Here is a 26,343-nt window from a genome sequence, read left to right as displayed (position 1 = left end):
AGCGCTAACGCACAAGCACCCGCGCGTGCAAGACCCCGGCGATCGCCCTTTCCGGGGAAATCAGTCCTCGTCGTGGGCCTTCCCGAGCTCCACGGAGCGGTCCTTCGCGGCCTCGATGGCGGCCAGCAGCGCGGCGCGGACGCCGTGCTTCTCGAGCTCGCGGATGGCGTTGATGGTCGTCCCGGCCGGCGACGTCACGGCCTCGCGCAGCAGCACGGGGTGCTCGTCGGATTCGGCGAGCATCTTCGCCGCGCCGACGGCCGACTGGATGATCAGCTGCCCGGCGAGCGCCCGCGGCAGGCCCAGCAGGATCCCGGCGTCGATCATGGCTTCGACCAGGTAGAAGAAGTAGGCGGGCCCGGACCCGGACAGCGCGGTGACGGCGTCCTGCTGGCCTTCCGGCACCTCGACGACCTGCCCCACGTGCGAGAGCAGGTCCCGCACCACGGCGAGGTGCTCGGCGGTGGCGTACCGCCCGGCGGAGATGGCGCTCATGGCCTCGTTGACGAGCATCGGCGTGTTCGGCATGACCCGCACGACGGGAACGCCCTCGGCGAGCCGCCGTTCGTAGAGCGAGGTGGGCAGCCCGGCGCAGAGCGAGACGACGAGCGAAGACGGCCCGAGCAGCGGCGCGAGTTCATCGAGAACGGGCTCGATGTCCTGCGGCTTGACGGCGACCACCAGGACGTCGGCCCGCTTGGCGGCTTCCTCGACCTCGACGCCCCGGATGCCGTAGCGGCTGGTCAGTTCTTCGACGCGCGCCGGGTACCGCTCGGTGAAGAGGAGGTCGCCTGCTTCGTGGCCGCCGTGCAGCAGCCCCGACAGCAACGCCTCACCGATCTTGCCCGCACCCAGCACCGCGATGACCGTCATGGACCCAAGCGTGCCAAACCGGCCGGGGGCGCCGAGTGCCGGGGCGAGGTCGCGGAGCGGGGCGGGCGGCGAGGCGCACCGGACCGCTCGGGACGGGGTGGAGCGCGCCGCCGAGGGCGCCCGGTACCAAAGCGAGAGGTGGCAAGCGGGAGGCCGCCCGAACGAGGGCGAACGCGCGCGCTCGCCGAGGGCGCCCGGCCCGAAGCGAGGTGGCGAAGCGGGCAAGCGGGGCACACCGGGCCGCTCGGACGGCCAAGCGGGCGCCCGCACCGCGACCGGGCCCACTACCGGAGCATGGCGAAGCCGCTCAGCGGGCAAGCGGGGCGCGCCTGGCCGCTCGAACGGCCAAGCGTGCGCCCGCACCGCGACCGACGACCGGCCCACTACCGGAACATGGCAAAGCCGCTCAGCGGGCAACCGGGCCGGCGAGCGCCCCACGTGCCCACCAGAACCGCCGCAACCAGGGCTCAGCCGCCCGGTGCCGGGGCCAAGCCCAGCTGCCGGGCCTGGCACACCAGCCGCCCCTGGGCATCCACCACCGTTGCGTCCGAGTCGAACCACGACTCGTGCACCGACCTCGACTCCACCACCACCCGCAGCCAGCCCGGGGCCGGGCGCGTGCGCAGCAGGGCCGTCAACTGGACCGTCGGTGCCCAGCCGATGCGGCCGAGGTTCATCACCACCGGCGGGTTCACGTCGGAGGCCAGCAGCGAAAAGTACGGGTCGACCAGGCTGTGCCGCGGCCGGACCCACAGCCGCATCCGGGGCGGCTCGCCCGTGCGGCCCGTCAGGTAGCCGGCGGTCGCCGGATCCAGCCGGACCTCGCACCCCTTGGCCAGGTTGAACGGCCCTTCGGTGCTCTCCGCCATCGCCAGCGCCCCGGGCGGCGGCTCGGCCGGCATCGACGGCACGTCGGTCCACTCCGGGCGGCGCATCGGGAGCCGTCCCGTCGTCACCCTGGCCTCGACGCAGCTGCGGCCGCGCTGCTCCAGCCGGACCTCGACCACCGTCGCGCGGCGGCCGACCTTGCGGACGTCCGTGCGCAGCAGCACCGGGCCGAGCGCGGGCGCGTGCAGGAACTCCGCGCTGACGACCAGCGGCTCCGCGTGCGGCTCACCGCGCTCGTGCAGGGCGGCGATCGCCGCCCGGGCCAGCAGGGCGAGCAGGAAACCCCCGTGCGGATGGGACCCGATGGCCCATTCCGCACGCAGCACCGCGGTGAAGGTGCCGTCCCCCAGCGACCGCGCCGCACTCGCCGTGTCGAAGGACACGGCGGTGCCGTCCAATCCGCTCACGAACGGTCCGTGCCATTTCGGGAATCGGGGCAGGTGACGAGCAACGAGAGCGACGGTTTCACGGTCCGAACTTTACGGGTTGTACCGGCGGAAATGCACTCGGGAGCAGCTACGCCCGGCGCGGTTATTGCCCGAGGTGGAACCGCGCGAACAACAACGCCTCGGCCAGATCGCGGACGCGCTGGGCCGCGGTGACGGCGTGCCGGGTGTTGATCTCCAGCACGATCTGCCCGGCGAAACCGTTGCTGACCAGCTTCTCGAGCAGTTCGGCGCAGGGCTGGCCGCCGCGCCCGGGTACCAGGTGTTCGTCCTTCGGGACGCCGGTGCCGTCGGCCAGGTGGACGTGCGAGAGACCGTCACCCATCCGCTGGGCCAGCGCCAGCGCGTCCATCTCGGCTGCCGCTGTGTGGGACAGGTCGAGCGTGTAGTGCCGGAACCCGACGTCCGTCGGATCGATCGACGGCCGGAACGCGGACACGCGCGAATTCTTCGAACCACCCGGCGGCCGGACCTTGAACATGTTTTCCACGGCGATTTCGACACCGCTCGACTCCTCCAGTTCGGCGACCAGATCGCCGAACGCATCGCCGTACCGGCGTTGCCAGCGGAACGGCGGGTGCACCACCACCGTGCGCGCGCCGAGCTCGAGGGCGGCGTCGACCGACATCCGCAATCGCACGACCGGATCCGGCGACCAGATCCGCTGGGTGATCAGCAGTGACGGCGAGTGCACCGACAGCACGGGCACGCCGGTGCGCCGCGACCAGCGCCGCAGCGCGGTGACGTCCTGGCTGACCGGGTCGGCCCAGACCATCACCTCGACGCCGTCGTAGCCGAGTTCGGCGGCCAGCTCGAAGGCCGTCCCCGCCTTGAGGGGCCACACGGACGCCGTGCTGAGTCCGACGGGGACCGGCTGCTCGTCTGTCACGCGCGCCATCCTGCCTCGCCCGCGGTGGGTGGGCGGCGCCGCCGGGCCGCTAACGGGACGCGGATCACCGCGCCCCGGGCACCTCAGCGGCCGACGAGCAGCAACGCCGCCGGCGACACCGTCACCACCAGGCCCACCAGCACCGCCAGCACCGTGGTCTGCAGGTCTTCCGCGCGGCGGATCTTCCGCACGATCCAGACCAGCGCGACGACCACCAGCAGGGCGGCGATCAGCGCGGCGGCCGGGATGTTCACCCACAGCCAGTTGAAGCCGAGCCAGACGGCGGCCCCGCCGACGACGCCCATCGCCAGCTGGCCGGCCAGTGCCAGCCACTGCTTGCCGGGCGAAGCCGCGGGTTCCGGCTCCGCGACCGGCTCGGGCGCGTCGTCGTACTCGTCGTCTTCGTAGCCTTCGCCCTGCTCGTAGGCGTAGTCGTCCTGCTCGAAGTCCGGGCCGTCCGCGGGGTAGCCGTCGTCGGCGAACTCGCGCTCGTAGGGCGCGAGGTCCTCCGGGATCGGTGCCCGCGAGGCCCGGTCGCCGGGCGCGAACGGCATCGGCGGCGGGTACGCGCCGGTCGGCGGACCCTCGTCGTAGGCGGCCTGGTAGCCGCTGTTCTCCGGGGCGAAGCCGTCGGGCTCGAAGTCGTCCTCGGGGTAGCCGTCGTCCGGGGCGTCGGTGGGCACCACCGGCATGACGCCGATCTCGGTGTCCTCCATCTGCTCCTTCTGCCGCCGCTTGCGCCAGTTCGCCAGGCCCGCGGGCGAGGACGGCATGGGCGGCTCGGGCTTCTTGCCCTTCTTCGGCGCCGGCGGGGCAGGCGGCTCGTCGTCGGGGACCGCCGAGAACTGCTCGGTGTGGTCCTCGCGCTTCGGCTCCGGGCGGCGCGCCGGGGCGCGGCGCGGGCGGCCGGGTGCGGCGGGCGGCGTCGCGAACGTTCCGCTGGCCATCGGGGGGCCCGGCGGGACGTCGATCTCGGCGTCCGGGGTGCCGTTGAGGCCGTCGAGCCGGGCCGACAGCGGGCCGGCGGGCGGCGGGGGCGTCGGCAGCTGCTGCGACGGCTGGGGCGGCACCGGGAGCTGCGGGGACGGCGGTGGCGGGCCGGGGCGGCGGCGGACCGGCGGGACGGCCCGGGTCTCCTCGGCCGACGGCGGGGTCGGCAGCTGCTGCGACGGCTGCGGCGGCACCGGGAGCTGCTGGGACGGCGGCGGCGGGGGCTGGCGACGCGGCGCGGCACGCGGCGGCACCGGCAGCTGGGCCGACTCCGGCGGCCGCGGCTTCACGGGCTCCGGCGCGGCCGGGCGCGAAAACTGGCCCGATTCCTGTGGCGGCCGGGCGAACTGGCCGGACTCCTGCGGGACCGGGCGGGCGTACTGGCCGGACTCGGCACCGCCGGGGGCGGGCCGCGCCGGGGGCGGCGGCACCGGCCGGGGCAGCGGCTGGGAGTCCTGCGGCACCGCGCGGGGCGCGGGCGGCGGCGGGGACGGCGGCTCGGCGCGACGCCGTCCGGCGGGGCGCGCGGGGGGTGCCGGCGGGGGCGGCGCGCCCTCGGACGCCACCCGGTCGATGATCGCCTGCGGGCCGGTGTCGCTCACGCCCGGCCGCCGGTGCGAACCGGTGGCGCCGGGCGGGGCTTCCGGGGTGGCGGGTTCGTCGTCGTCATCGACGGCGCGCCGACGGCGACGGCGTCCGCCGTCGACCTGGGCACCGTGCTGGGCGAGCAGCTCAGCCACGGTCTTCTGCGGCTGGTCGCCTCCGGTCTGGTCCGTCATACCTGGTGATCCCCTGCGCGCACCGAGTTACTGTCGGCACCTCGCGGAGTGGTACCCGACGGCCCACCGGCGGCGCCGCGCGCGCTGTACACCGACCTGTGCATGTCCGTCACCTCTCCACCGTGCCCGTTATCCGTCCGGGAAGTCCAGCCGCGTGCTTTCACCGGTCCTCCTGTGCGCCGAAGCGCCCCACGAGGGCGGCTCCAGTCTCATCCGCGCCGTTCGAATGGTCCAGCCGCCGCAGGATGACACCCTCTCGCAGAGCCCACGGGCAGATCTCGAGTTCCGGCACACCGAGCGCCCGCATCGTCGCCTGCGCGACGAGCGCACCCGCCACGAGCTGGTGCGATCGGCTCGAGCTGACGCCCTCGAGCTGCGCGAGGTCGGCCGAGGGCATCCGCGAAACGAAGGCCAGGAGCTGGCGCAATGCGGTGTCGGTGAGCGTACGTCGGACGCGCGGTCCCGCCGCCGAGGGGGCGGCGCCGGTCAGCCGGGCGAGGGAGCGGAACGTCTTCGACGTCGCCACGACCCGATCGGGTTCACCCCATTTGGTGACTTTGCGCGCGAGGTCGGCGAGCTGGTCGTCCAGCCACGCGGACGTCGCGACGAGTTCCGAGCGCGTCGGCGGGTCGTGCTTGAAGCGGGTGCGCGTGGTGCGGCCGGCGCCCAGGGGCAGCGATTCGGCCAGCACCGGCTCCTCGTCGCGGCCCATCGCGACCTCGAGCGAGCCGCCGCCGATGTCGAGCACCAGCAGCTGCCCGGCCGACCAGCCGTACCAGCGGCGGACGGCGAGGAACGTGAGCCTCGCTTCGTCGGTACCCGAAAGGACCTGCAGGTCGACGCCGGTCTTGTCGGTCACGCGGGCCAGCACCTTGGCGGAGTTCTTCGCTTCGCGGACCGCGGACGTGGCGAACGCCATCAGCTCTTCGCAGCCGAGCCGCGCGGCGGACTCCTTCGCGGATTCGACCGCGGTCACCAGCTCGTCGGCACCGGCCTTGGAGAGCTCGCCGCCGGGGGTGATCTGCTCGGCCAGCCGCAGCACGGTCTTCTCGGAATGCATCGGCGTCGGGTGGGCGCCCCGATGGGCATCGACCACGAGCAGGTGGACGGTGTTGGAACCGACGTCGAGTACCCCTAGGCGCACGGGGGTCCAGGGTACCGGGCCCAGCGTCAGGTCTCGAACATGTAACCAACAACACTCGGTGCGGTACCGCCCCGGCGCGCCTCCGCGGCGGCCGAAACCGGGCGATACCGCACCGGAATGCCGTTTACGTCTCGAACTTGTAGCCCAGGCCGCGAACCGTGACGAGGTGCCGCGGCGAGCCCGGGTCGGGTTCGATCTTCGAGCGGAGCCGCTTCACGTGGACGTCGAGCGTCTTCGTGTCGCCGACGTAGTCCGCGCCCCACACCCGGTCGATCAGCTGCCCGCGCGTCAGCACGCGGCCGACGTTGCGGAGCAGGTACTCGAGCAGGTCGAACTCCTTGAGCGGGAGCGACACGTCGGCGCCGTCGACGGTCACGACGTGCCGCTCGACGTCCATCCGGACCGGGCCGGCCGAGAGGACCAGCGGGGCCAGCTCGCCCTCCGAGCCGGGCTCGCCGCCGCGGCGCAGGACCGCGCGGACCCGGGCGATCAGCTCGCGGGCCGAGTACGGCTTGGTGACGTAGTCGTCCGCGCCCAGCTCCAGGCCCACGACCTTGTCGATCTCGCTGTCGCGCGCGGTCACCATGATGACCGGCACGGCGGAGCGCTGGCGCAGCTGCTTGCAGACGTCGGTGCCGCTCATCCCGGGCAGCATCAGGTCGAGCAGCACGATGTCGGCGCCGTTGCGGTCGAACTCCTCCAGCGCGGCCTGGCCGGTGCCGGCCACGGCGGCGGTGAACCCTTCCTTGCGCAGCAGGAAGGCGAGGGGGTCGGCGAACGACTCCTCGTCCTCGACGATGAGAACCCTGGTCACAGGTTTCCTCCATGATCTGGGCTGTCCTGCCCGGTAACCACGAGCCTGGGGGTGCGCTCGGGGGTCTTCTCCTGCCGCGGTGCCGGCGAGGTCTTGGCCGCCCGCGCCGGCTCGGTGGCCGGTTCGGGGCGGACGTGCGCGGGGATGCGCAGGGTGAACGTCGAGCCGGTGCCCGGACGGCTCCACAGCCCGACCGAGCCGCCGTGGTTGGCCGCCACGTGCTTGACGATCGCCAGGCCGAGGCCGGTGCCGCCGGTGGCGCGGGAGCGGGCCTTGTCGGCGCGGTAGAAGCGCTCGAACACGCGCTGCTGCTCGTCCTCGGCGATGCCGATGCCGCGGTCGGTGACGGCGATCTCGACCATGCCGTCGGCGAGCCGCCGGGAGATCGACACCGGGCTGCCGGCCGGCGAGTACGCGACGGCGTTCTCCAGCAGGTTCGACAGCGCGGTGACCAGCAGCGTGCGGTCGCCCTCGACGAGCAGGCCGCTGGGGTGGTCGGTGGTGATGCCGATGTCCGCGGACTCGGCCGAAAGCGTGGTCCGGCCGAGCGCCTCGCGGACGACGGCGTCGACCTCGACGACGTTGAGGTCGGGCAGCCGTTCGGCGCCCTGCAGCCGCGACAGCGCGATCAGCTCGGTGACGAGCTGGCCGAGCCGGGTGGACTCGCGCAGGATCTTGCCGCCGAAGCGGCGGACCTCGGCGACGTCCTCGGCGGCGTCGAGCACCGCCTCGGTGAGCAGCGCGATCGCGCCGACCGGGGTCTTGAGCTCGTGGCTGACGTTGGCGACGAAGTCGCGGCGCACGGCCTCCAGCCGGATGGCTTCGGAGTGGTCGATGGCCTCGACGACGGTGAAGCCGTCGCCCAGCGGCCGGACCTGGCCGAGCACCGCTTCCGGCTGGCGGCCACGCGCTTCGAGCGGCGAAAGGTCGATTTCCAGCGGTTCGTCGGTTTCGACGACCTGCTCGGCGGCCTTGCGGGCCCGCGGGTCGGCCTGGTTGACCTTCACCAGCCCCAGCTCGTACGCGCGCGGGTTGTGCAGCACCATGTCGCCGAACCGGTTGAGCACGACGACACCGTTGTTGGACGACCGGACCAGCCGCTCGAGGAGTTCCGCGACGGTCGGGCCCGGCGGCCGGGCCTCTTCCCGGCGGGTGCGCACCCGCGCCAGGAAGTAGCCGGCCACCGCACCGGCCACCAGTGCGCCGATGGCCAGTGCGAGTGAAACAGGCGTGGTCACGGGCCGATCGTAAGCTGAGAAGTGGCCCTTCGGCCTAGCGTTGTCCGCCTTGTCGTGAGCACCGCGACACCTGCGGAGGACATGTTCGCCGGGGCTTCAGGCGGCGTTCACCCGATCGATTCCCCGGCGAGACATTCCGGGCGAATTCACCCGAGCGCCGCCAGGTCTTCGGCGGTGAGCTCCAGCGTCGCCGCGGCGACGTTCTGCTCGAGGTGCGCGACGTCGCCGGTGCCGGGGATGGCGAGCACGTGCGGTCCTTGGTGGAGGGTCCACGCGAGCCGCACCTGCGCCGGGGTGGCGTCGTGGCGGCGCGCGACTTCGGCCACCCGCGCGTCCTCCCCCGTCCCGCTGGCGACGGCGAAGAAGGGCACGAAGGCGATCCCCCGCTCGGCGCACATCCGGACGAGTTCGTCGTCCTCGCGACGGGCGGTCAGGCCGTACTGGTTCTGGACGCAGACGACGGGCGCGATCGCGAGGGCCTCGGTGAGGTGCTCCGGGCCGACGTTGGAGATGCCCAGCTCGCGGATCAGCCCGGCTTCGCGCAGTTCGGCGAGCGCGCCGAAACCGTCGGCGAGCGAGCCGGTGCCGCGGTCGAGGGCCTGGCCGATCCGGTAGTTGACGACGTCGAGGTGGTCGAGGCCCAGCTCGCGCAGGTTCTCTTCGACCTGGGCGCGCAGCTGCTCCGGGCGGGCCGTGTGGAAGGTGCCCTCGAAGTCGCGGCCCGGCCCGACCTTGGTGGTGATGACCAGGTCGTCGTACGGCGAGAGCGCGCTGTTGATGAGTTCGTTCGCCGAGCGCGGGCCGGCGAAGTAGAACGCGGCGGTGTCGATGTGGTTCACGCCGAGCTCGACGGCGCGGCGCAGCACGGACAGGGAAGTTTCGCGGGCGCGGATGCCGCCGTCCGAAGTGGACATCAGGCGCATGGCGCCGAACCCGAGGCGGTTGACTTCGAAGGAGCCGAGCTTCCAGGTGCCCGCCGCGGCGGCGGGGAGCGTGTTCGTGGTCATGGCACCAGCCTTCCGGCGCAGCCCGCGTGACCACCGGGTTTGGCAGCTTGCTGCCACACTGGAACACGTGGAAAAGGTGACTGACGTCGTCATGGTGCGCGGCGAAGCGGAGCTGTTCGAGCGGACGGCCCACCTCTTCGAGCTCGCGACCGAGGTTTCGTGCGCGGCCCGCGACCTGCACACGTGGTCGGTGGCGCACCCGAGCGCGCCCGAACGCGAGCAGTCGGTGCGCGGGATGACCCTGCGCAAGATCTACCTGCCGGGCGTGCTGTTCGACCCCGCGCTGGCCGGCCACCTGCGGCAGATCGCCGCGCACGGCGCCCGGATCCGGATCACCGAACGCGAGATCAACGAGACGATCCTGCTCGACCGGCGCTTCGCGATCGTGGCCGGCGACCACGTCGGCGGCGTCCGCGGCTACACGGTGATCAGCAACCCGGACCTGGTCCAGGGCATCCAGTCGCTGTTCGAAGCGGCCTGGGACGCCGCGACCGACCTCGAGTCCTACCAGGCGCGGTTCACCGAGCTGGGCGCGCGGGAGATCCTGGAGCAGCTGGCGTCGGGCTGCAAGGACGAGACGGCGGCCCGGGTCCTCGGCCTCAGCCTGCGCACCTACCGGCGCCGGGTGGCGGAGCTGATGGAGCTGCTGGGCGCGTCGTCGCGGTTCCAGGCCGGGGCCCGGGCCCGCGAAGCCGGGCTCCTGTGAGGCGGGCGCTGCCGGCACTGGTCCTGCTGACGTCCGCATGCACGGTGACCGGCACGGCGGTGCCGGTCGGCGGCAACCTGGCGCTGGTCGACGCCCGGCGGACGGGCGCCGCCCTCGACGCGGTGAAGACGGCCGCCGAGGCGGTGTTCAGCTACGACTCGGCGAGCCCGGGCGCCTTCGACCAGGCCGTCGCGGCGAACGTCACCGGCGCGGCGAAGGACCAGCTGACGCGGTTGTTCGACCAGATCCGGAAGAGCCCGCAACCGGTGCACCTGGTCACGCGGGTGCGGCAGGCGGCCGCGCTCGAGTTCACCGGCGACAAGGTCCGGGACCTGGCCGTGCTGCAGCAGGACAGTGCTGGAGCAGAACGGGGCGCCACCAAGGGCCTGGCCACGGTCGCGTTCACCGCGGTCCGGGAAGGCGGGCGCTGGCGGCTCTCCGACATCGCGGTGAATCCGGCGCAACCGGCGCCGGCACCGCAGCCGGACGACGGCAGCACGGGTGGGACGCGCGACTCCGCGCTGGCGGGCGCCCGCGCGGCGGCCGGCGCGCTGTTCACGACCGACAGCACCGATCCGGAAGGCAGCTACGCGCGAGCCGAAGCGGTCACGGCCGGGGCGCTGGCGGACGACTACCGCGCGAAGAAGGCGTCCTACGTCGAGGCGATCCGCCGGAGCGGCACGAAGGTCGCGCTCGGCCCGGACCCGATGGCCGGGGTCGTCGCGCTCACCGGCGGGCGGGCGATCGTGTTGTTCTTCACGACGCTGCAGGTCACCGACGCGGCGGGAAAGGCGACCAGCCGCCCCTTCACGACCGAACTGGACGTCGTCCGGGAAGGGGCAGGCTGGAAGGTGACCGGTGTCCGGCCGGTCACCGCGGCCTAGCTCAGCGGCCCTGGTTCGCCACCGCGGCGGCGGCTTCCTTGGCAGCGTCGGGGTCGAGGTACTCGCCGCCCGGCTTCACCGGCCGCAGGTCCTCGGTGAGGTCGTAGCGCAGCGGGATGCCCGTCGGGATGTTCAACCCCGCGATGTCGGCGTCGGAGATGCCGTCGAGGTGCTTGACCAGCGCGCGCAGCGAGTTGCCGTGCGCAGCCACCAGCACCGTCTTGCCCGCGCGCAGGTCCGGCACGATCTCGGACTCCCAGTACGGCAGCAGCCGCTCCACGACGTCCTTCAGGCACTCGGTCAGCGGGGCCTGGTCGCCGAGGCCGGCGTAGCGGGCGTCGCCCGCCTGGCTCCACTTGTCCTTCGGGTCGATCGCCGGCGGCGGGGTGTCGTACGAGCGGCGCCAGAGCATGAACTGCTCCTCGCCGAACTCGTTCAGGGTCTGCTTCTTGTCCTTGCCCTGCAGTGCGCCGTAGTGGCGCTCGTTGAGGCGCCAGTCGCGCTTCACCGGGATCCAGTGCCGGTCGGCGGCGTCCAGCGCGATGTTCGCGGTGGAGATCGCGCGGCGCAGCAGCGAGGTGTGCACCACGTCCGGGAGCAGCCCGGCGTCGGCCAGCAGCCGGCCGCCCTGGCGGGCTTCGCTCTCGCCCTGTTCCGAAAGCGGTACGTCCACCCAGCCGGTGAACAGGTTTTCCGCGTTCCACGTGCTCTGCCCGTGCCGCAGCAGCACCAACGTCCCAATCTCGGCCATAGCCCACAGCCTGCCAGAACGCACCACGCAACCGACTGGTGACCTCCGCCGCAGCGTCTGTCCTACCCAGAGTGTGTTACTCGGAAGTAACACCTCACTCTTCGACAAGTCCGCCTGCCAACAACGCGCAAAATTCCGGCGGCGGACTGCACACTGTTATCGACATTGTGAAAATTCACTCGAACGGGCTAGCCAGTAGCCTTGTGATTACCGGGCGGGATCTGACAGGTTGGCTACGTCCCGAGCGGCCGGATTCCACGCACTCCCCGGCCGGATTCGGGCATTGACCGCGGCTCGTCTCCCCCTGCCGAGCCGCGGCCCGCCGGCCCCGTTGGCACCCCCCTCGTCACCGGGTCCTGATCGGCGGGAACTTCAGCGGGGCGGCTCGAGATCGCGACTCCCCCTCCCTCGAGCCGTCCCGCCTGTTCCGCTCAGGTCTCGCTCGGTGCCGGCGCCGGTTCCGGCGCGGGCGTCCGGCGACGGCGGTGGAGCCACCAGCCGAGCCAGCCCAGTGGCACCAGGAACAGCAGGAACGGCGCGAGCGCGCCCAGCACGGTCAGCAGGCCGCCGCCGAAGATGAGGAACGCGTGCCAGCCGCCGGCCAGCCCGCCGAGGAACCCGCTGTGGTCCTCACCCGGCGGCGGAGGTGCGGCGACGTTGCGGATGGTCATCGCCACAGTCGCCATCGCGACGCTGCCCGCCAGCGAATTCCGCTGCTGTTCGAGTGATTCGAGCGCCGCCTCGCGGCTCGTCAGCTCGCTTTCGACCGAAGCGATCTCGGACACCGAAGTGGCCTTCGCCAGCAAGGCGCGGATCCGCTCCACCGACGCCCGCTGCGTCGCCAGCCGCGCGTCGACGTCGACGACCTGCTCGGTCACGTCCTGGGTGGTCAGCTCCCGCTTCACCAGGTTGCCGAGGTGCACGAGCTGGTCGAGCACGCCGTCGAGCCGGTCGGCGGGCACCGCGAGGTTGAGTGTCGCCAGCTCTTCACCGGTGCTCTCCTGCCCGGTGTAGCCGCCGGCGCCCTGCGCGATCCCGCGGGCCTGCGCGACGACGTCGACCACTTTGGGGGCGGTCAGTTCCAGCCGGGCGCTGCGCGAAAGCTTGCGTTCGGTGGCGCCCGGCTGCGGCGGGGTCACCTTCTCCTGCCCGGATTTACCGGTGCCCTGCTGCGGCGCGGCCGGTACCGGCCCGGAGCCGGCACTGTCCGCCATGGACGATTTCCCGTCCTGGCCCGCCGAGCAGCCCGCCAGCACGAACGCCACGCCCACGACCGCGAGCCCGGCTCTCCATCGAGTCCGCATCCTGCGTCTCCCTCCAGTTCGACTGGCGAGGAGACGGATGTCCGGATCAGGACCGTTGCACGGCCCGGGTCACGACTCGGTCAAGCCCGGTTCGTGCGGCTTCTCCGGCGCGACGAGGTGCTTGAACGCCTGGAGGTTGGCGAGGGATTCCCCCCGGGAGACGCGCCAGTCCCACTCGCGCTTGATCGACGTCGCGAAGCCGATCTCGAGCAGCGTGTTGAAGTCGCCGTCGGCCGCTTCCAGCACCTGGCCGAGCACCTTGTCGAGCTCGTCGGCGCTCATCGTCTCCTTGCCGAACCGGCCGACCAGGTAGATGTCCCCGAGATTGTCCACTGTGTAGTGGACGCCATAGAGCTTCGCGTTGCGCTGCAACAGGAAGCGGTAAACGTCCTCATGGGACTCATCGGGACGGCGGCAGACGAAAGCCTCCACCGAAAACGCGTGGTCGCCGTCGACCAGCCAGGCATTCGTCTGGAGCTTCTTCGTTCCCGGCAGCGTGACGAAGTACTTGCCCGGCCCGCGTTTGTCGTACTTCAGCTCGGCAGAGTCCAAAGTAGACTGGATCAGCTCGTCCAGGCTCACACCGCCACCTCCGCGCGCAGGTCCAGCGCGCGAGAGAAGGCGCTGGTGGCCTGAGCATAGATGTCCAGGAGCGCGTCCGTCGTCCGGCGCCAGGAGAACCGGCGCGCGTGCACGACGGCGTTGGCGGCGAGTTCGGCGCGCCGGTCCGGGCGGAGCGCGACCGCGGCCAGCGCGTCCGCCCACTCGTCGGCGCCGTGCCCGGGCACCAGCAGCCCGGAGACGCCGTGCGGCACCGCCACCGGCAGCCCGCCGACCTCGGCGGCGACCACCGGCGTCCCGCACGCCTGCGCCTCGAGGGCGACCAGGCCGAACGACTCGTTGTAGCTGGGCACCGCGACGACGTCGGCGGCGCGGAAGACGCGGGCGAGGCGCTCGCCGGGCTGCGGCGGCAGGAACCGGACCTGCCCCTCGATGCCGAGCGAACCGGCCAGCTCGCGCAGGGCCTGCGGCTGCTCGAGCCCGGTGCCCGACGGGCCGCCGACGATCAGCACGACCAGCCGCGGAGCCAGCTCGGGGCGGCGGCGCAGCATCGCGGCCGCGGCGTGCAGCAGCACGTCCGGCGCCTTGAGCGGCTGGATCCGGCCGGCGAAGGCGAGCACGACGTCGTCGTCGGCCAGGCCCAGCTCCGCGCGGGCCACGGACTGGGAGCCCGGCGTGAAGCGTTCGAGGTCGACGCCCGGCGGCACGGCGTGCACCGCGTCCGGCTCGGCGTCGTAGAGGTCGATGAGCTGACGCGCCTCGACCGCGGTGTTGGCGACCAGCCGGTCGGCCTCGGCGACCACCTGCTCCTCGCCGATCACGCGGACGCGCGGTTCCGGCTTGTCGCCCTCGGCGAGCGCGGCGTTCTTGACCTTCGCCAGCGTGTGCGCGGTGTGCACCAGCGGCACGGACCAGCGGTCACGGGCGAGCCAGCCGACCTGGCCCGAGAGCCAGTAGTGCGAGTGGATGAGGTCGTAGTGGCCGGGTTCGTGGAAGGCCTCGGTCCGCAGCACGCCGGAGGTGAACGCGCACAGCTGGGCGGGCAGCTCGTCGCGGGCCAGCGGCTCGAACGGGCCGGCCTGCACGTGCCGCACGGTCACCCCGGGCGCCAGCTCGGCCACCGGCGGCTGGCCGGAGGCGGTCGCTCGGGTGAACACCTCGACCTCGACGCCGCGGCGGGCCATCTCGGTCGCGGTCTGGCTGACGTAGACGTTCATCCCGCCGGCGTCGCCGGTTCCGGGCTGCTCGAGCGGCGAGGTGTGCACGGACAGCACCGCGATCCGGCGCGGCACAGCGCGGAACCTCCGGATGTTGCTGGTCACCTGGGTCACGTCTCCTGCGTACGTCAGCATTCCTCGGCGAACTGCCGGAGCACCGCGTCGAACTCGGCCGCGGACTCGGCGAAGGGCGCATGCCCCCCGCCAAGGAACCAACGCCCGGTGGCACCCGGAATCTTCCCGATGGCGTGCTCCGCCGCCGCGGAGTCGATCACACGGTCGTGCGAGCCGTGCACGACCAGGGTGGGTTTGTCGATCCCGGCCAGCACGTCTTCGCTGCCGACGTCCCGGCGGAAGAGCGCCGAGCGAACCGAAGGCGGCACGCTGAGCGAAGCGCCGAGCAGGGCCTGGGCCTGCGCGCCGGGCACCGGCCCGGTGACCATCTCGCGGTTGAACGCGGTGAGCGCCGGGATCGCGATGTCCGGATCGTCCGAAAGCATCGCCCGCATGTGCTCGCGCATCAGCGCACCGACGCAGCCACCGGGCCGGTCGCGGCCGATCTCGGTGATGGCACCGACGAGCACGAGCCCGCGCAGGCGTGCGGTGCCGTGCACCCGGATGTGGTCGGTCAGCACCAGGCCGCCGTAGGACCAGGCGACGACGATCGCGTCCGGGCCGGCGAAGTCGAGCACCGCGGCGAGGTCGTCGGCCCAGACCTGCGGGTTGTCGTACCCGGAGGCCGGGACGTCGGAAGCGCCGTGACCCCGCAGGTCCATGGCGACCAGGCGGAACCGCTCGGTCAGGGCCGGGTCGGCGAGCTGCGCGGCCCAGCACCCGCCCGACTGCGCCCAGCCGTGCACGAACACGATCGGCCTGCTGTTTTCGGCGCCCTCGACCCGCAGGCCGAGCCGGACTCCGCCGTGCCCGACGACTTCGGTGCGCACGGGCTACTTCGCACCCAGCCCTTGCCAGGCCGCCCAGCTGTAGTTCCAGTCCTTGACGTCCGAGTTCATCGGCGGGGACAGCTTCGAGCCGGTGATCTCGACCGGGTCGCCGATCATCGCCGAGTCGAAGTAGTCCTTGGCGTCGGCTTCGAGGAGGTTAACGCAACCGTGGGAGTTGTTGGTCTTCCCGATGTTGGCCGCGTTGTCCTGGTTCTCGTGGATGAACTCGCCGTGGTTGGAGAACCGGCAGGCCCACTTCTTGTTGACGTTGGTGTAGCCGTAGCGGGCGTTGTCGAAGATCGCCGACGGCTCCTTGCTCATCACGATGTAGGTGCCGTTCGGGGTGTTGCGGTCGACCTCGCCGTCCAGCCCGTTCGCGCACGGGTAGCTCTTGACCTGGGCGCCGCCGCGGTAGACGTGCATCTGGTGGTCCGGCGTGTTGATCTTGACGACCTGGTTGCGGCCGATCTTGAACTTCGTGGTGACGTCGGCCTTGCCGTACGCGCCGCCGCCCAGGTCGACCCCGTAGAGCTTCGCCTCGACGTTCACGGTGACGTTCTGCGGCCAGTACTCCTTCGGCCGGTAGTCGACCTGGCTGTCGGACAGCCAGCCCCACGCGCCCTCGACGTCCTTGTCCGTCTTCACGGACAGGGCTTTCTCGACCGCCTTGCGGTCCTTGACCGGCGACGCGAACTTGACGCTGATCGGCATGGCCACGCCGACGGTCTGGTTGTCGGCCGGGTTGAGCGTGGCGCGGACCTGCTTGGCCGGGGCGATCGTGGCGAAGCTGCCCTTGAACTCGACCGGCTTGCCGTCGGAGCCGGTGGCCTTGGCGGCGTAGGTGTAGGTCTTGCCGTAGCCGAGCGGCTCGGAGCTGGTCCAGGTGAGGCCGTCGGGCGAAAGGTCGCCCTTGACCTCCTTGCCGCCGTCGGCGCTGAGCTTGCACTCGGTGAGCTTGCCGTCGGCGACCTTGAGCACGGCGGGCTTGAGCACCGGGACGTCCTTGGCGTCGGCGGCGGGCTCGGCCGTGATCTTCGCCACTGGCTGCGCGCCACCGCCCTCGCCGTCGCTGTTGGCGCCGGTCGGCTTCGCCGTGCCGCCCGTCTCGCTCGAACACGCGGCGGCGGCCAGTGCGGCCCCAGCCGCCAGAGCAGCCTTGAAGACCGTACGCCGTTCGATCACCGAAACCTCCTGAAATCCCCCGCCGACCAGCGGGCACACGCCCTTTAGCGCTGGTAGCCCGGCCGACGTTACCCGCTGATGGGCAAAGTCCAACCAGTCAGGTGGCGACGCCTTTGTCGACAAAGACGTCCTACACACGTACGGGTTGCCCGATTCGGCTCAAATCACGCAGTTGATCAGCAGGGGTTCGGGGTGCAGCCGGACGCCGAAGCGCTCCTGGACGCCGTCGCGGACCTCGCGGGCCAGGGCGAGCAGGTCCTCCGTCGTCGCGTCGCCGCGGTTGGTCAGCGCCAGCGTGTGCTTAGTCGACAGCGAAACGCGGTTCCCCGGACCGGGGTACCCCTTGCCGAAGCCGGCGCGCTCGATCAGCCAGGCCGCGGACAGCTTGACGCCGCCGTCGGCCGGGTACTGCGGCGCCTCGGCGCCGACGACCGACGTGATCCGCGCGAGAACCGCCTCGGCCTCGGCGCCCGGCACGATCGGGTTGGTGAAGAACGAGCCGGCGCTCCACGTGTCGTGGTCGTCCGGGTCGAGCACCATGCCTTTGCCGCGACGTAGCTCGAGGACGGCTTCGCGGGCTTCGGCGGCCGGGACGCGGGCGCCGATCTCGACACCGAGCGTGCGCGCCAGCTCGGCGTAGCGGATGGGCGCGGAAAGGCCGTCTTCGCGGACTTCGAAGCGGACCGAGAGGACGACGCCGGTGTCCGTGCCCTTGAGGACGCTGGTGCGGTAGGCGAAGCCGAGTTCGTCGGCCTTGAGCGTGCGCACTTCGCGCGTCCCGCGGTCGTACAGCTCCACCGAGACGATCGACTCGGCGACTTCGCAGCCGTACGCGCCGACGTTCTGGATCGGTGTCGCGCCGACGCTGCCGGGGATGCCGGAGAGGCATTCGAGCCCACCCAGCCCGGCCCCGACCAGCGCGGCGACGAACGCGTCCCAGTTCTGGCCGGCTTCGACGTCCACGTGGTGGCCGTCACGCCGCCAGCCGGTGTTCGCCACCTCGACGAGCGTGCCGTCGAACCCCGCGTCGCCGACCACCAGGTTGGAGCCGCCGCCGAGCAGCAGCACCGGCTCGCCCGCCGCGTCCGCCTCGCGGACCGCCGCGACCAGGTCTTCGCTGGTCACGGCGCTGACGAAGCGGCGGGCCGGGCCGCCGAGGCGCAGCGTGGTGTACGCGGCGAGCTTCGGGAGTTCGGAAGTACGGTTCACCCGCCTGACGGTACTGTTCGGTCCATGGGATCCCGGATCGAGCACCGCGCTGCGTTCTCCGCGGACGTCGCGTCCACGTACGCGGCCGTCGCCGGCGAAGCGGCGCTGCGGGCGCGCCTGGAGGAGCTCGGCGGGCACAGCGCGGCGCTGCTGGCGTACGAGGCGTCCGACGCGGGCCTGCGGTACCAGCTGCGGCAGGGCATCAGCGCCGACAAGCTGCCGCAGGCGGTCCGGACGCTGCACAAGGGCGATCTGCTGGTGACCCGCACGCAGACCTGGCGCGTGAGCAACGACGGCACCGGCCACCAGGGCAACGCCACGGTCGAGGTCGGCGGCGTCCCGGGCGAGATCACCGCGCGGACGGCGTTGCTGGCCAACGGGGACCAGACCGTGCTGCGGACGAGCGGCGAGGTGACCGTCCGGATCCCGCTGTTCGGCGGGAAGCTGGAGAGCGTGATCGCCGAGCAGGTCACGAAGCTGCTGGAGCGCGAAGCCGAATTCACCGCGAAGTGGCTCACCGAAGCAAACTGAGCCCGGTCGGCGCGCCGACGCGCGGCACGACCAACCCGAACCGCCTGCGCCGGGTCGACCGCTGGATCGCGTCCGCGCCGGCCACGTCCCGGCTGCTGCGCTCGGCCGACCCGCCCCTGGTCGTCGACCTCGGGTACGGCGCTTCCCCGGTGACGACGGTCGAGCTGGCGCGCCGGCTGCGCGGTGTCCGCCCGGACGTGCGCGTGCTCGGCCTGGAGCTGGATCCGGTGCGGGTGGCCGCCGCGCAGTCCGCCGCGGCGCCGCCCCTGCTGGACTTCCGCCGCGGCGGCTTCGAGCTCGCCGGGACGCGGCCGGTGCTGGTGCGGGCGTTCAACGTGCTCCGGCAGTACGCGGAGGACGAGGTCGCGGGCGCGTGGGACCTGATGCTCCGCTCGATGCCCGCCGAGGGCCTCCTGGTCGAGGGCACCTGCGACGAGATCGGCCGGCTGTCGACGTGGGTCCTGGTCTCCCGGGCCGGGCCGGTCTCCCTGACGTTGTCGATGCGGCTGGCCGGGCTCGAGAAGCCGTCGACGATCGCCGAGCGGCTGCCGAAGGCGCTGATCCACCGGAACGTGCCCGGTGAGCGGGTCCACTCGCTGCTGTCCACCCTGGACGCCTGCTGGGCGACGTCGGCTCCGCACCAGGCGTTCGGCGTGCGGTCGCGCTGGCTGGAGACGGTTCGGTTGCTGGCCGCGCGCGGCCGGCCGGTGCTGGGCCCGCCGTCCCGGATCCGCCTCGGCGAGCTGACCGTGCCGTGGGCGGCGGTCGCTCCCGCCTGAACGTTCACCGGGCCACCCCCGCTGCGTCACCCGCGGGTGACCTTCGGTGATCACCATTGAGCCGTGGAACTCCTGGGGCAGGTCACCGAGCTGCTGCGCGATGCGCTCGGCTCGCCGTGGCTGTGGGTGCTCGTCTTCGCGGTGGCCGGGTTGGACGCGCTGCTGCCCTTCATGCCCAGCGAAACCACGGTCGTCACCGTCGCCGTCCTGCTCGGACCCGATCCCGCTCAGCTGACGCTGCTCGCCGCGGTGGCGGCCGGGGGCGCGTGGGCGGGCGACTGCCTCGGGTACACCGTCGGCCGGGCGGCCGGGCCGCAGGCGATCGCGCGGCTGCAGCGCGGGCCCGACGGCCGCCGTCGCCACGAGTGGGCCCGCGACCAGGTGCGGCGCAACGGCGGGCTGCTGATCATCGCGGCCCGCTACCTGCCGGGCGGGCGGGTCGCCAGTGCGCTCGCCACCGGCAGCCTCGGCTACCCGCTGCGCCGGTTCGTGCCGCTCGACGCCGCCGGCGCGGCGATCTGGGCGGTGTACAGCGTGCTGATCGGCTTCGCGGGCGGAGCCGCCTTCGCCGACGAGCCGGCCAAGGGCTTGCTGCTGTCCTTCAGCCTGGGCCTGGGTTTGGTGTTCGCCATCGAGGCCGGGCGGCGGCTACGGTCGGCGCATGCTCGAAGCGATCGACGTCCACGCGGACGGGCTGAAGCGGGCGGCGCTGGCGGCCGGGCCGTCGGCCCGGGTCCCGAACTGTCCGAAGTGGACTGTCCATGACCTGGTGACGCACATCGCGTTCGTGCACGGCTTCACGGTCGGCCTGGCGGTGAACCGGCCGGTGCGACCCGAGCCGCCGTCGGGCTGGGACGACGTCCTCGGGTGGTGGGACGGCCAGCGCCTGGCCCTGCGCGAAGCACTCGGCCACGACCCGGAAGCCCCCGCTTTCTCGCCGTACCCGGGCTTCGCCACGACGGTCGGCGACTGGACGCGGCGGATGGCGCACGAGACGGCGATCCACCGCCTCGACGCCGAATCGGCCCTCGAAGACGGTCCGGAGACGCGCTTCTCCCCCGCGTTCGCGAACGACGGGATCGACGAGTTCCTGACCTACCTGACCCCGCGCCTGGGCAACAAGGCCGACGTCCGCGTCACGACACCGGAGCGCACGTGGGTCCTCGGCGAGCCCGGCGCGGAGGTCACCGGCGCCGCCGACGAGGTCTACCGGGCGCTGTGGGGACGTCCGCACCAGGCGTCGGTCACGGGTGACCTCGCACCACTCGCGGCGCCCTGACCAGCGCCAGGGAGAATGCACGGCGTGACCGCTCCCGAACGCCGCTACGTCATCACCTTCGGCTGCCCCGACCGCACCGGCATCATCGCCCGGATCTCCGGGTTCCTCGCCGAGCACGGTGGCTGGATCGTCGAGGCGGCCTACCACACCGACCCGGACACGGGCTGGTTCTTCACCCGCCAGGTGGTCCGGGCCGACTCGCTGCCCTTCGCCGCCGACGAGCTGCGCGCCCGCTTCGCCGAGGTGGCCGCGGAGCTGTCCGCCGAGTCGAGCTGGCAGGTCAGCGACACCGGCGAGCGGCGCCGCGCGGTGATCCTCGTCTCCAAGGCCGGGCACTGCCTGTACGACCTGCTCGGCCGCGTCGCCTCCGGGGAACTCGACGTCGAGGTCGCCGCGGTGATCGGCAACCACGACTCACTGGCCGACATCACCCGCGCGCACGGCATCCCGTTCCACCACGTGCCGTTCCCGCCCGGCGACAAGGCGGCGGCGTTCGAGCAGGTGCGCAAGCTGGTCGACGAGCACGACCCGCACGCGGTGGTGCTGGCCCGGTTCATGCAGATCCTGCCCGCGGACCTGTGCCGCGAGTGGGCCGGGCGGGCGATCAACATCCACCACAGCTTCCTGCCGTCGTTCATCGGCGCGAAGCCGTACCACCAGGCCCACACGCGCGGAGTGAAGCTCGTCGGCGCGACCTGCCACTACGTGACGGCGGACCTCGACGCGGGCCCGATCATCGAGCAGGACGTCATCCGCGTCGACCACGGCGACTCGGTCGAGGACATGGTCCGCAAGGGCCGGGACATCGAAAAAGTCACCCTCGCCCGCGGCCTCCGGTGGCACTTGGAGAACCGCGTGCTGGTGCACGGCAACCGCACCGTGGTGTTCTGACGCGGTTGCCGTGCCCGGGAGGTCACGCGCCGATGGTCTTGGCGTCGATGACGAACCGGTAGCGCACGTCGGAGTTCTCGACGCGCTCGTAGGCCTCGTTGACCTTGTCCGCGGAGATGGTCTCGATCTCCGCGCCGATGCCGTGCTCCGCGCAGAAGTCCAGCATCTCCTGGGTCTCGGCGATGCCGCCGATCATCGAGCCGGCCAGCACCTTGTTGCCGCCGATCAGCGAGAACGCGCGGTAGGCCAGCGGCTCGCCGGGCGCGCCGACGTTCACCATCGCGCCGCCGACCCGCAGCAGGCCGAGGTAGGCGTCCACCGGCAGCTTGGCCGACACGGTGTTGAGGATGATGTCGAACTTGCCCCGCAGGACGTCGAACGTCGACTCGTCGCTGGTGGCGTAGTAGTCCTTCGCGCCGAGCTTGAGGCCGTCCTCCTGCTTCTTGAGGCTCTGGCTCAGCACGGTCACCTCGGCGCCCATCGCGGCGGCGATCTTGACGGCCAAGTGGCCGAGCCCGCCGAGGCCGATCACGGCGACCTTCTTGCCGGGGCCGGCGCCCCAGTGGTGCAGCGGCGAGTAGGTGGTGATGCCCGCGCACAGCAGCGGCGCGGCGACGTCGAGGCCGATGCCCTCCGGGATGCGGCAGACGAAGGCGTCCTTCACGACGATCTGGTTGCTGTAGCCGCCGTAGGTGTTCTCGCCGTCGAAGCCGACGCCGTTGTAGGTCTGGACGTTGCCGTTGACGCAGAACTGCTCGGTGCCGGCCAGGCAGTATTCGCACTCGCCGCAGGAGTCGACCATGCAGCCGACGCCGACGCGGTCGCCGACCTGGTACTTCGTGACGTCCGAGCCGACCGCGGCGACCACACCGGCGATCTCGTGGCCCGGGACCATCGGGAAGATCGCCTGCCCCCAGTCCTCCTTGACCTGGTGGATGTCGCTGTGGCAGATGCCGGCGTAGGCGATGTCGATCAGCACGTCGCCGGGACGCAGGTCACGGCGCTCGATCGTGGTCGGCGCCAGCGGCGCGCCCGGCGCCGGAGCGGCGATGGCGTGCGTGGTGGTGCTCATGGAACCCTCCAAGTTCAAGTACCGTTGTTCGTAAGAGGTCTCTTACATCTCTACGTAAGAGGCGTCTTACATATTTCGACCGAGAGATGTGATCCAGGTCATGGGCGGCAAGTACCACCACGGCGACCTCCGCGGCGAGCTCGTGCGCGCTTCGCTCGACTTGATCGCCGAACAGGGGCTGGCCGGATTCTCCGTGGCGGAGGTCGCGCGCCGGACGAAGGTCAGTCCAGGTGCGCCGTACCGGCACTTCGCCGACCGCGAGACCCTGCTGGCCGAGGTCGCCTGCCACATCGCCTGCCAGCTGGCGGACCGCGTCGCCGCGGCGGCCGGCGAGCACGAGAACCCGGCGGACGCCCTGGCCGCGGCCGCGGGCGCGTACACGCGGTACCTGATCGAGCGGCGGGCGGGGATGAACGTCATCTACGCCGACGGCCTGCACGGCCCGGAGCACGTCGGCCTGCACGAGCAGACCCGACGGCTGACCGACGAGTTCCTGATGCGCTGCCTGGCCGTCGCCCCGGACCCGGCGACGGCGCTGGAGCTGATGGAGCAGCTGTTCACCCAGGCCCACGGCTACGGCACGTTCCAGCTCGACGGCGTCTTCGTGAAGCACGGCTATTCGGCGGACCTGGTGGTGCGGAAGTCCACCGAGGCCGCGCGGATCGTGATCGCGGGCCGGACTGTCGGTGGTGACCGCTAGGTTGGGCGCATGGGGATCATCCAGGGGACAGTCGTCGACTCACACGAGGCACTGCGCGAGGTCGTCGGCGAGGTGGCCGAGCTGACGCAGAAGAAGGTCATCGACCGGATCGACGAGCACGCCCGGAACCTGATCGCGCACTCGCCGTTCGTGCTGCTGGCCACGTCGGCGCCGGACGGCAGTTGCGACGTCTCACCGCGCGGCGACCCGGCCGGCTCGGTGCTGGTGCTCGACGAGAAGACGCTGGTCCTCGCGGACCGGCCGGGCAACAAGCTGATCGACAGCTTCCGCAACATCGTCGACAACCCGCACGCCGGGCTGCTGTTCCTGGTGCCGGGCATGAACGAGACGCTGCGGGTCAACGGCCGCGCGAAGCTGGTGTCGGACGCGCCGTTCTTCGACGACCTGGTGGTCAAGGGGAAACGGCCGCAGCTCGCGGTGGTCGTCGAGGTCGAAGAGCTGTACATGCACTGCGCGAAGGCGTTCCTGCGGTCGTCGCTGTGGCAGCCGGAGACCTGGCCGGACCGCTCGGCCCTGCCTTCGCTGGGCACGATCATGCGTGACCAGATGGCTTTGCCGATCGCCGCCGAAGAGCTCGACGCGCGGCTCAACGAACGGGCGTTGACCCAGCAGTACTGATCCCGGCGACGACGTCGAGCAAGCCGGGGAACTTCGCCTCGAACTCCGGGTGGCGCAGGCGCACGAAGGTGCCGTTGCCCGCATCGCGCTGCCGGACCAGGCCGGCCTGGCGCAGCACCTTCCAGTGGTGCGTGCGGGTCGACTTGGCGAGCGGCAGCGGGAACGACGAGCACGCCCGCTCGCCGCCGTCACCGCGGAGCAGTTCGAGCACCACGGCGCGGCGGTGCGGGTCGGCGAGGGCGGACAGCACCGTGCCGAGGTCGACCTCGGCCATTTCCGGAATCGGCAGTTCACCGGGCATACTGGACATGGTACGACATCTGTCGTACCTTCGGTCAGGTACGAGAACCTTCGAACCTGCGGAGTGCCGCATGCTGTGCGTCCTCGACGTCAACGAGACCTTGCTGGACCTCGCCGCCATCGACCCCGTCATCGGCGGACCCGAGCTGCGCCGCGAGTGGTTCGGCCTGGCGATCCACACCGTTCTGACCGTGACGGCGACCGGCGGCTACCGCGACTTCGCGGGCATCGCCGGCGACGCCGCGGTCGAGGTCGCCGCCCGGCACGGGCGGGACGCCGACCTCACGAAGATCGGCGAGGGGCTGCGCAGCCTCCCCGCCCATCCGGACGTCGAACCCGGCCTGGTGAAACTCCGCGAACAGGGTCACACCATCGTCGCCCTCACGAATTCGCCGCTCGCCACCGCCGAGGCGCAGCTGCTGAACGCCGGGCTGGCCCCGCTGCTCGACCGGATCTTCTCGGCCGAGCAGGTGGGCAGGCTCAAGCCCGCGCCGGAGCCCTACCGGCAGGTCACGGCCGCCTATCCCGGGGAGCGGGCGGTCATGATCGCCGCGCACGACTGGGACATCGCGGGCGCCCAGGCCGCGGGGCTCGAGACGGCGTTGCTCACCCGTCCCGGCGTCCACCCGCTGCCCGGCTCGCCCGCGCCCACCTACACCGCGTCGACCCTGCCGGAGCTGGCCGGACTCCTCTAGTCCGCGATCCGGACCAGCATCTTGCCGGTGTTGGCGCCCGACAGCAGGCCGAGGAACGCCTCCGGCGCGTTGCGGATGCCGTCGACGAAGGTCTCCGAGTACTTGATCTCGCCGGAGTTCACCAGCGGCGCCACCTCGGTGACGAACTGCTGCTGCAGGTGCCAGTGGTCGATCACCAGCAGGCCGCGGATGGTGAGCCGCTTGGCGATCACCTGCGCGAGGTTGCGCGGCGCCGGGGTCGGCTCGGTGGCGTTGTACGTGGAGATCATCCCGCAGACGGCGATCCGGCCGTGCACGGTGATCGCGTCGATCGCGGCTTCGAGGTGCTCGCCGCCGACGTTGTCGAAGTAGACGTCGATCCCCTCCGGCGCCGCCTGGTGCAGCTGCTCGGCGACCGGCCCGTCCTTGTAGTTGAACGCGGCGTCGAAGCCGAGGTCGTCGATCAGGTGGCGGACCTTCTCCGCCGAACCCGCCGAGCCGATGACGCGCTTGGCGCCCTTCAGCTTCGCGAGCTGCCCGACCAGCGAGCCGACCGCGCCGGCCGCGCCCGAGACGAACACCGTGTCGCCCGGCTTGAACTCGGCCGACTCCAGCAGGCCCGCGTACGCGGTCAGGCCCGGCATGCCGAGCACGCCGAGGTACGTCGACAGCGGCGCCGCGGCCCCGTCGACCTTGACGTACCGGCCCGCGTCCAGCACGGCGTGGGTGCGCCAGCCGGCCTGGTGCAGCACGTGGTCACCCGGCTTGACGTCGTCCACGTGGGACTCGACGACCTCGCCGACCGCGCCCCCGGACATGACCTCGCCGACCTGGAACGGCGGCGCGTAGGACTTGACGTCCTTCATGCGGCCGCGCATCGCGGGGTCGACGCTCATGATCAGGTTGCGGACCAGGATCTGGCCGTCACCCGCCGCCGGCACCTCGGTCTCGACGATCTCGAAGTTGTCGTGCGTCGGAACGCCTTCCGGACGCGAAGCCAGCCGGATTTCGGTCGCCGTGCTCATCGTCGAATCTCCTCAAGTCTCGAAGCGGGGCTGACGCCCCGGATTCCACCCGATGTAACCAGCTAACCGGGGCGCAGATTCCGATTGTGACGAGCTACACGATCTCCGCCAGCTTCTCCAGCACGCCGTCGTAGATCTTCTTGAGCCCGCCCGGCGCGAAGGTCTTCTCGAAGAAGCCGCCGATGCCGCCGGCGCCGTCCCAGGTGGTCTCGATCTTCACGACGCTGCGTTCACCCGCTTCGGTGACCGTCCAGGTGGTGACCATGCTGGAATTCGCGTCGGTCTCGACCAGCGTCCCCGGCCGCGGCTCGGTCACCGTCGCGTTGACGTCGCGCACGCGCTTGGAGGTCGCCTGCAGCTTCCAGCTCGCCTTGGTCCCGGCACCGACCCCGCCTTCGGTGACCTGGTAGTCGCGGTAGTGCTCGGTGAGCAGCTTCGGCCGCGTCTCGGCGTAGTCGGCGACGAGCGCGCGGACCTTGTCGGCCGGGGCGTCGATGGTGCGCTCCGCGGTGGCCGTGACCTTTCCCATTTGACTCCTTCTCCCGGCGTACAGATCAGGGTCCACGATTTCACCGCGCGCCGCACCCGCGGCGGGCGCCCTGGCACGTCCCAGATAGTGAGCGGCGG

General features: G+C 71.9%; 29 protein-coding genes. 10 read left to right on the top strand and 19 right to left on the bottom strand.

Translation table 11 applies throughout. The features are described from left to right. Positions 1 to 60 precede the first annotated feature (60 nt). The 8 genes from proC to QRY02_RS39925 form a co-directional block, all read right to left on the bottom strand. Positions 61 to 873, bottom strand: coding sequence for a pyrroline-5-carboxylate reductase (gene proC / locus QRY02_RS39960; protein WP_285987912.1), 813 nt, complete (start codon positions 871 to 873; stop codon positions 61 to 63). Positions 874 to 1,340: 467 nt separating this feature from the next. Further along, entirely contained in the window at positions 1,341 to 2,159 is an 819-nt protein-coding gene (locus QRY02_RS39955; protein ID WP_285994060.1) for a thioesterase family protein, read from the bottom strand. Positions 2,160 to 2,292: 133 nt separating this feature from the next. Continuing rightward, a complete protein-coding gene (locus tag QRY02_RS39950; RefSeq protein ID WP_285987911.1) occupies positions 2,293 to 3,105 on the bottom strand; it encodes a sugar phosphate isomerase/epimerase family protein in 813 nt (270 codons plus the stop codon). A 74-nt stretch (positions 3,106 to 3,179) separates the two neighbouring features. After that, positions 3,180 to 4,865 (bottom strand): Rv0497 family membrane protein, encoded by a 1,686-nt coding sequence (locus QRY02_RS39945; RefSeq protein ID WP_285987910.1) that lies wholly within the window; start codon positions 4,863 to 4,865, stop codon positions 3,180 to 3,182. Between the two features lie 160 nt (positions 4,866 to 5,025). Beyond that, on the bottom strand, positions 5,026 to 6,009 hold the full coding sequence (locus QRY02_RS39940) for a Ppx/GppA family phosphatase (RefSeq protein WP_285987909.1): 984 nt from the start codon (positions 6,007 to 6,009) through the stop codon (positions 5,026 to 5,028). A gap of 124 nt (positions 6,010 to 6,133) precedes the next feature. Then, complete coding sequence (locus tag QRY02_RS39935) at positions 6,134 to 6,823, bottom strand: response regulator (RefSeq protein WP_013222396.1); 690 nt, start codon at positions 6,821 to 6,823, stop codon at positions 6,134 to 6,136. Continuing rightward, a complete protein-coding gene (locus QRY02_RS39930; protein WP_285987908.1) occupies positions 6,820 to 8,061 on the bottom strand; it encodes a sensor histidine kinase in 1,242 nt (413 codons plus the stop codon). The genes QRY02_RS39935 and QRY02_RS39930 overlap by 4 nt, the downstream gene beginning before the upstream one ends. Before the next feature lie 146 nt (positions 8,062 to 8,207). After that, on the bottom strand, positions 8,208 to 9,068 hold the full coding sequence (locus QRY02_RS39925) for an oxidoreductase (protein WP_285987907.1): 861 nt from the start codon (positions 9,066 to 9,068) through the stop codon (positions 8,208 to 8,210). Positions 9,069 to 9,135: 67 nt separating this feature from the next. Between QRY02_RS39925 and QRY02_RS39920 the strand changes: the two genes are divergently transcribed. Beyond that, positions 9,136 to 9,774: a helix-turn-helix domain-containing protein gene (locus QRY02_RS39920; protein ID WP_285987906.1), complete on the top strand. Its 639-nt coding sequence runs from the start codon at positions 9,136 to 9,138 to the stop codon at positions 9,772 to 9,774. Then, positions 9,771 to 10,658, top strand: a complete 888-nt coding sequence (locus QRY02_RS39915) for a hypothetical protein (RefSeq protein ID WP_285987905.1) — start codon at positions 9,771 to 9,773, stop codon at positions 10,656 to 10,658. Before QRY02_RS39920 ends, QRY02_RS39915 begins: the two co-directional genes overlap by 4 nt. A 1-nt stretch (position 10,659) precedes the next feature. On the opposite strand, the gene QRY02_RS39910 is transcribed toward QRY02_RS39915, so the two are convergent. The 7 genes from QRY02_RS39910 to QRY02_RS39880 all read right to left on the bottom strand — a co-directional run bounded on the left by QRY02_RS39910 (position 10,660) and on the right by QRY02_RS39880 (position 17,826). After that, the gene (locus QRY02_RS39910; protein WP_285987904.1) at positions 10,660 to 11,409 is read right to left on the bottom strand and encodes a phosphoglyceromutase; all 750 of its coding nucleotides are present in this window, start codon (positions 11,407 to 11,409) and stop codon (positions 10,660 to 10,662) included. A 431-nt stretch (positions 11,410 to 11,840) separates the two neighbouring features. Then, positions 11,841 to 12,713: a DUF4349 domain-containing protein gene (locus QRY02_RS39905; RefSeq protein ID WP_285987903.1), complete on the bottom strand. Its 873-nt coding sequence runs from the start codon at positions 12,711 to 12,713 to the stop codon at positions 11,841 to 11,843. Between the two features lie 69 nt (positions 12,714 to 12,782). Continuing rightward, positions 12,783 to 13,295 (bottom strand): type III secretion system chaperone family protein, encoded by a 513-nt coding sequence (locus QRY02_RS39900; RefSeq protein WP_103337278.1) that lies wholly within the window; start codon positions 13,293 to 13,295, stop codon positions 12,783 to 12,785. After that, positions 13,292 to 14,626, bottom strand: a complete 1,335-nt coding sequence (mshA, locus tag QRY02_RS39895; protein ID WP_502874163.1) for a D-inositol-3-phosphate glycosyltransferase — start codon at positions 14,624 to 14,626, stop codon at positions 13,292 to 13,294. Before mshA ends, QRY02_RS39900 begins: the two co-directional genes overlap by 4 nt. Continuing rightward, positions 14,620 to 15,435, bottom strand: a complete 816-nt coding sequence (locus tag QRY02_RS39890) for an alpha/beta fold hydrolase (protein ID WP_285987901.1) — start codon at positions 15,433 to 15,435, stop codon at positions 14,620 to 14,622. Before QRY02_RS39890 ends, mshA begins: the two co-directional genes overlap by 7 nt. 3 nt (positions 15,436 to 15,438) lie before the next feature. After that, positions 15,439 to 16,617 (bottom strand): L,D-transpeptidase, encoded by a 1,179-nt coding sequence (locus QRY02_RS39885; protein WP_285987900.1) that lies wholly within the window; start codon positions 16,615 to 16,617, stop codon positions 15,439 to 15,441. Positions 16,618 to 16,776: 159 nt separating this feature from the next. After that, complete coding sequence (locus QRY02_RS39880; RefSeq protein WP_285987899.1) at positions 16,777 to 17,826, bottom strand: UDP-N-acetylmuramate dehydrogenase; 1,050 nt, start codon at positions 17,824 to 17,826, stop codon at positions 16,777 to 16,779. 24 nt (positions 17,827 to 17,850) lie between these two features. On the opposite strand from QRY02_RS39880, the gene QRY02_RS39875 reads away from it, so the two are divergent. From QRY02_RS39875 to purU, 5 genes are all read left to right on the top strand, one after another. Beyond that, the gene (locus tag QRY02_RS39875) at positions 17,851 to 18,357 is read left to right on the top strand and encodes a DUF2505 domain-containing protein (RefSeq protein ID WP_285987898.1); all 507 of its coding nucleotides are present in this window, start codon (positions 17,851 to 17,853) and stop codon (positions 18,355 to 18,357) included. Next, entirely contained in the window at positions 18,336 to 19,136 is an 801-nt protein-coding gene (locus tag QRY02_RS39870) for a class I SAM-dependent methyltransferase (RefSeq protein WP_285987897.1), read from the top strand. The genes QRY02_RS39875 and QRY02_RS39870 overlap by 22 nt, the downstream gene beginning before the upstream one ends. A 63-nt stretch (positions 19,137 to 19,199) precedes the next feature. Then, positions 19,200 to 19,901 carry a DedA family protein gene (locus QRY02_RS39865; RefSeq protein WP_285987896.1) on the top strand — a complete coding sequence of 234 codons (702 nt, stop codon included), beginning with the start codon at positions 19,200 to 19,202 and terminating at the stop codon, positions 19,899 to 19,901. Next, positions 19,798 to 20,415 (top strand): maleylpyruvate isomerase family mycothiol-dependent enzyme, encoded by a 618-nt coding sequence (locus QRY02_RS39860; RefSeq protein ID WP_285987895.1) that lies wholly within the window; start codon positions 19,798 to 19,800, stop codon positions 20,413 to 20,415. The genes QRY02_RS39865 and QRY02_RS39860 overlap by 104 nt, the downstream gene beginning before the upstream one ends. Positions 20,416 to 20,430: 15 nt before the next feature. Further along, a complete protein-coding gene (gene purU, locus QRY02_RS39855; RefSeq protein ID WP_285987894.1) occupies positions 20,431 to 21,306 on the top strand; it encodes a formyltetrahydrofolate deformylase in 876 nt (291 codons plus the stop codon). A 22-nt stretch (positions 21,307 to 21,328) separates the two neighbouring features. Here the strand turns inward: purU and QRY02_RS39850 are convergent, their stop codons facing one another. Continuing rightward, on the bottom strand, positions 21,329 to 22,378 hold the full coding sequence (locus tag QRY02_RS39850) for an NAD(P)-dependent alcohol dehydrogenase (protein ID WP_285987893.1): 1,050 nt from the start codon (positions 22,376 to 22,378) through the stop codon (positions 21,329 to 21,331). 100 nt (positions 22,379 to 22,478) lie between these two features. On the opposite strand from QRY02_RS39850, the gene QRY02_RS39845 reads away from it, so the two are divergent. Then, entirely contained in the window at positions 22,479 to 23,078 is a 600-nt protein-coding gene (locus QRY02_RS39845; protein ID WP_285987892.1) for a TetR/AcrR family transcriptional regulator, read from the top strand. A gap of 9 nt (positions 23,079 to 23,087) precedes the next feature. Next, positions 23,088 to 23,717, top strand: a complete 630-nt coding sequence (locus QRY02_RS39840) for a pyridoxamine 5'-phosphate oxidase family protein (protein WP_285987891.1) — start codon at positions 23,088 to 23,090, stop codon at positions 23,715 to 23,717. On the opposite strand, the gene QRY02_RS39835 is transcribed toward QRY02_RS39840, so the two are convergent. After that, the gene (locus tag QRY02_RS39835; RefSeq protein ID WP_285987890.1) at positions 23,686 to 24,018 is read right to left on the bottom strand and encodes an ArsR/SmtB family transcription factor; all 333 of its coding nucleotides are present in this window, start codon (positions 24,016 to 24,018) and stop codon (positions 23,686 to 23,688) included. The two genes, QRY02_RS39840 and QRY02_RS39835, sit on opposite strands and share 32 nt — an antisense overlap. 70 nt (positions 24,019 to 24,088) lie before the next feature. Between QRY02_RS39835 and QRY02_RS39830 the strand changes: the two genes are divergently transcribed. After that, on the top strand, positions 24,089 to 24,712 hold the full coding sequence (locus QRY02_RS39830; RefSeq protein WP_285987889.1) for an HAD family hydrolase: 624 nt from the start codon (positions 24,089 to 24,091) through the stop codon (positions 24,710 to 24,712). On the opposite strand, the gene QRY02_RS39825 is transcribed toward QRY02_RS39830, so the two are convergent. Together QRY02_RS39825 and QRY02_RS39820 are read right to left on the bottom strand one after the other, a co-directional pair. Next, positions 24,709 to 25,716 (bottom strand): NADP-dependent oxidoreductase, encoded by a 1,008-nt coding sequence (locus QRY02_RS39825; protein WP_285987888.1) that lies wholly within the window; start codon positions 25,714 to 25,716, stop codon positions 24,709 to 24,711. The genes QRY02_RS39830 and QRY02_RS39825 overlap by 4 nt on opposite strands. Positions 25,717 to 25,810: 94 nt before the next feature. Continuing rightward, complete coding sequence (locus QRY02_RS39820) at positions 25,811 to 26,245, bottom strand: SRPBCC family protein (RefSeq protein WP_285987887.1); 435 nt, start codon at positions 26,243 to 26,245, stop codon at positions 25,811 to 25,813. Positions 26,246 to 26,343 lie beyond the last annotated feature (98 nt).

This window comes from Amycolatopsis sp. DG1A-15b (genome assembly GCF_030285645.1).
Taxonomy (GTDB): domain Bacteria; phylum Actinomycetota; class Actinomycetes; order Mycobacteriales; family Pseudonocardiaceae; genus Amycolatopsis.
Note: the sequence above shows the minus strand (reverse complement) of the source record. Positions and strands in the feature narration are given on the sequence as shown.